The organism is Acidovorax sp. HMWF018, from assembly GCF_003061035.1.
GTDB classification, from domain to species: domain Bacteria; phylum Pseudomonadota; class Gammaproteobacteria; order Burkholderiales; family Burkholderiaceae_C; genus Acidovorax; species Acidovorax delafieldii.
In genome coordinates, this window is sequence record NZ_QAIM01000583.1 from 8,093 (window position 1) to 10,377 (window position 2,285).

At 65.6% G+C, this 2,285-nt stretch carries 4 protein-coding genes; all 4 read right to left on the reverse strand.

The genetic code is table 11. The annotated features are described in order from the left end of the window. Positions 1–970: tetraacyldisaccharide 4'-kinase (gene lpxK, locus DBR23_RS24835; RefSeq protein WP_108499906.1), on the reverse strand; the 970-nt coding region annotated here is incomplete at its 3' end. Between the two features lie 5 nt (positions 971–975). Further along, the gene (locus tag DBR23_RS24840; RefSeq protein ID WP_056062402.1) at positions 976–1,410 is read right to left on the reverse strand and encodes a biopolymer transporter ExbD; all 435 of its coding nucleotides are present in this window, start codon (positions 1,408–1,410) and stop codon (positions 976–978) included. Between the two features lie 5 nt (positions 1,411–1,415). Then, a complete protein-coding gene (locus tag DBR23_RS24845; RefSeq protein ID WP_056062406.1) occupies positions 1,416–2,063 on the reverse strand; it encodes a MotA/TolQ/ExbB proton channel family protein in 648 nt (215 codons plus the stop codon). 40 nt (positions 2,064–2,103) lie between these two features. Then, positions 2,104–2,285, reverse strand: a 182-nt coding sequence (locus tag DBR23_RS31695; protein WP_233250728.1) for a hypothetical protein, incomplete at its 5' end; no start/stop codon positions are given.

Sequence of the window (2,285 nt, forward strand, 5' to 3'; positions counted from 1 at the left end):
GATGGCGGGTCCAGAGCTTTACGGCGTCTTTTTCAGTGCAAACAAGCTGCATGCGCTGGTCGGATATGCGCTGCCAGCTATCAAAATCACAGTGATCTGGCAGGGCCTCGGTGCGCTCCAGCGCCAGGCCCTGGGTGCGCAGCATGGCAAAAAACTCGCTGGGCCTGGCCACGGCTGCCACCGCATGCAGCGGTTGCCCCTGCAATTGGGCCAGTGGCACCTGCTGGCCGTTCGACCGCAGGGCATAGGGCGCCAGGCTACGCTGCAGCTCAAATGCAGGCGCGGTGGTCCCGTGCGGTGGCGCACTGCCTGCGTGCAGCACGATGTCCACGGCGCGGGGCCAGGGCTCCCGCAGCGGGCCGGCAGGCAGCAGAAATCCGTTGCCGATGCCCTGGTCATTGAAGATGCAGATCTCCAAGTCCCGCTGCAGCGCCAGGTGCTGCAAGCCGTCATCGCAAATGAGAACGTCGGTGTCAGGGTGCGCGGCCAGCAGCGCGCGTGCGGCAGCGATGCGGCGCGGGGCCACAAACACAGGCACTGTGCCACCCGCCGCCACGCTGCGGGCAATCAGGGCGGGCTCGTCGCCCACCTCACTGGCCAGGCTGTCAGGCAGTACCGCACGGCAGTCGTGCGTGCTGCGGCCATAGCCGCGCGAAATCACGCCCACGCGCAGGCCGCGCGCCTGCAGGTGTTTGCCGAGTGCGATGACTATCGGGGTCTTGCCGGCGCCTCCGGCAATCACGTTGCCCACCACGATGACGGGGCGGCCCGGGTGTTCGGAGCGAAGCCAGCCCCTGCCATACAGCCAGCGGCGCAGCGCCACCAACGCGCCATACATCAGGGAGACGGGCCACAGTGCCCAAGCCGCTGGACCCCGGGACTGCCAGATGTTGTGAAGCCGTTGTTCGGCCGTGGGCGGAGAGACCTGCGGGGCCGAAGCCCGGGGCGGCTGCGGCCCGGAAGCGGCCATGCCCGTCAGCGGCTGGCCGCGCGTCCCGACGCGGACGACTGCGTGGCAAACGTGATCTGCGTGAGGCCCACGCGGCGCGCGGCTTCCATCACGGTGACCACGGACTGGTGTGGCGACATGGCGTCGGCGCTGATGATGACCACGCTGTCGCGGCCTGCGGTGGCAGCACTGCGCAGAGCCTGGGCGATGGCATCCACACTCTTGCCTTCCACGCCGGTCTTGTTGACGGCGTAGCGGCCGTCTGCGGCCACCGACACGATCACTTCCTTGGGATGGTCGCGCTGCTGCTCGGCATCGGCCACGGGCAGGGTGAGTTGCAGCTCCGTGAACTTGCTGTAGGTGGTGGTGAGCATCAGAAAGATGAGGATCACCAGCAGCACGTCGATGAACGGGATCAGGTTGATCTCAGGCTCATCCTTGGCGCGGGGACGAAAGTTCATGGCGCTTACTTGGCTTTGCGCAGGCGCAGGATGTGGCGAACGAATTGCTCCGACGCCAGCTCCAGCGTGAGCAGATACGCGTCCACGCGGGCCCGGAAGTAGCGCCAGAAGATCAGCGAGGGGATCGCCACGATCAGGCCAAACGCGGTGTTGTAGAGCGCGATGGAGATGCCATGCGCCAGCTGGGCCGGGTTGCCGCCACCCATGGCCTGGCCCACACCGCCGCCGCCAGCCTGCGAGCCAAAGATTTCGATCATGCCGATGACGGTGCCCAGCAGGCCCAGCAGCGGCGCGGCTGAAGCGATGGTGGCCAGGGCCGACAGGTACTTCTCCAGCCGGTGCGCTACCGCGCGGCCGGTGCCTTCCATGGCGGCGCGCAGGTCGGTTTCGCTGCACTGGGGGTTGCTGTTGAGGGTGCGCAGGCCGCTGGCCAGCACTTCACCCAGGGCCGAGTTCTGGGCCAGCTGGTTCACCACGTCGGGGGTGGGCAAAGCCTTGGACGACACCGTGATGGCTTCGTCGAGGAGTTTGGGGGGGGCCACGCGGGCCGTTTTCAGGGCCAGAAAACGTTCAAAAATCAGTGCCAGTCCCAGGACGGAACACGCGATCAGGGGCCAGATGGGCCAGCCTGCGGCTTGTATGATGGACAGCAAATCTCTCTCCGCGCAGATGAAAGCAATCGGCGATTATGGCCTAGCTTGTGGCGGCCACCGCGTCACAAACCGTTACGTTATCGCGCACGCCACCCGTCACCGCGCTCACCCACAAAAACTGTGGATAACTTTGTGGGCAACCCACATCCACAGCCTCGCAAAGTGGCTTCGCGCCGTGCTTGCAACAGATTGATGAAAAATTGTGCAGTGAAAAATGTATAT

Bases quoted from the DNA above. Each gene is read 5' to 3' on its own strand.
- DBR23_RS24840 (WP_056062402.1), bottom strand. From the start codon at position 1,410: ATGAACTTTCGTCCCCGCGCCAAGGATGAGCCTGAGATCAACCTGATC.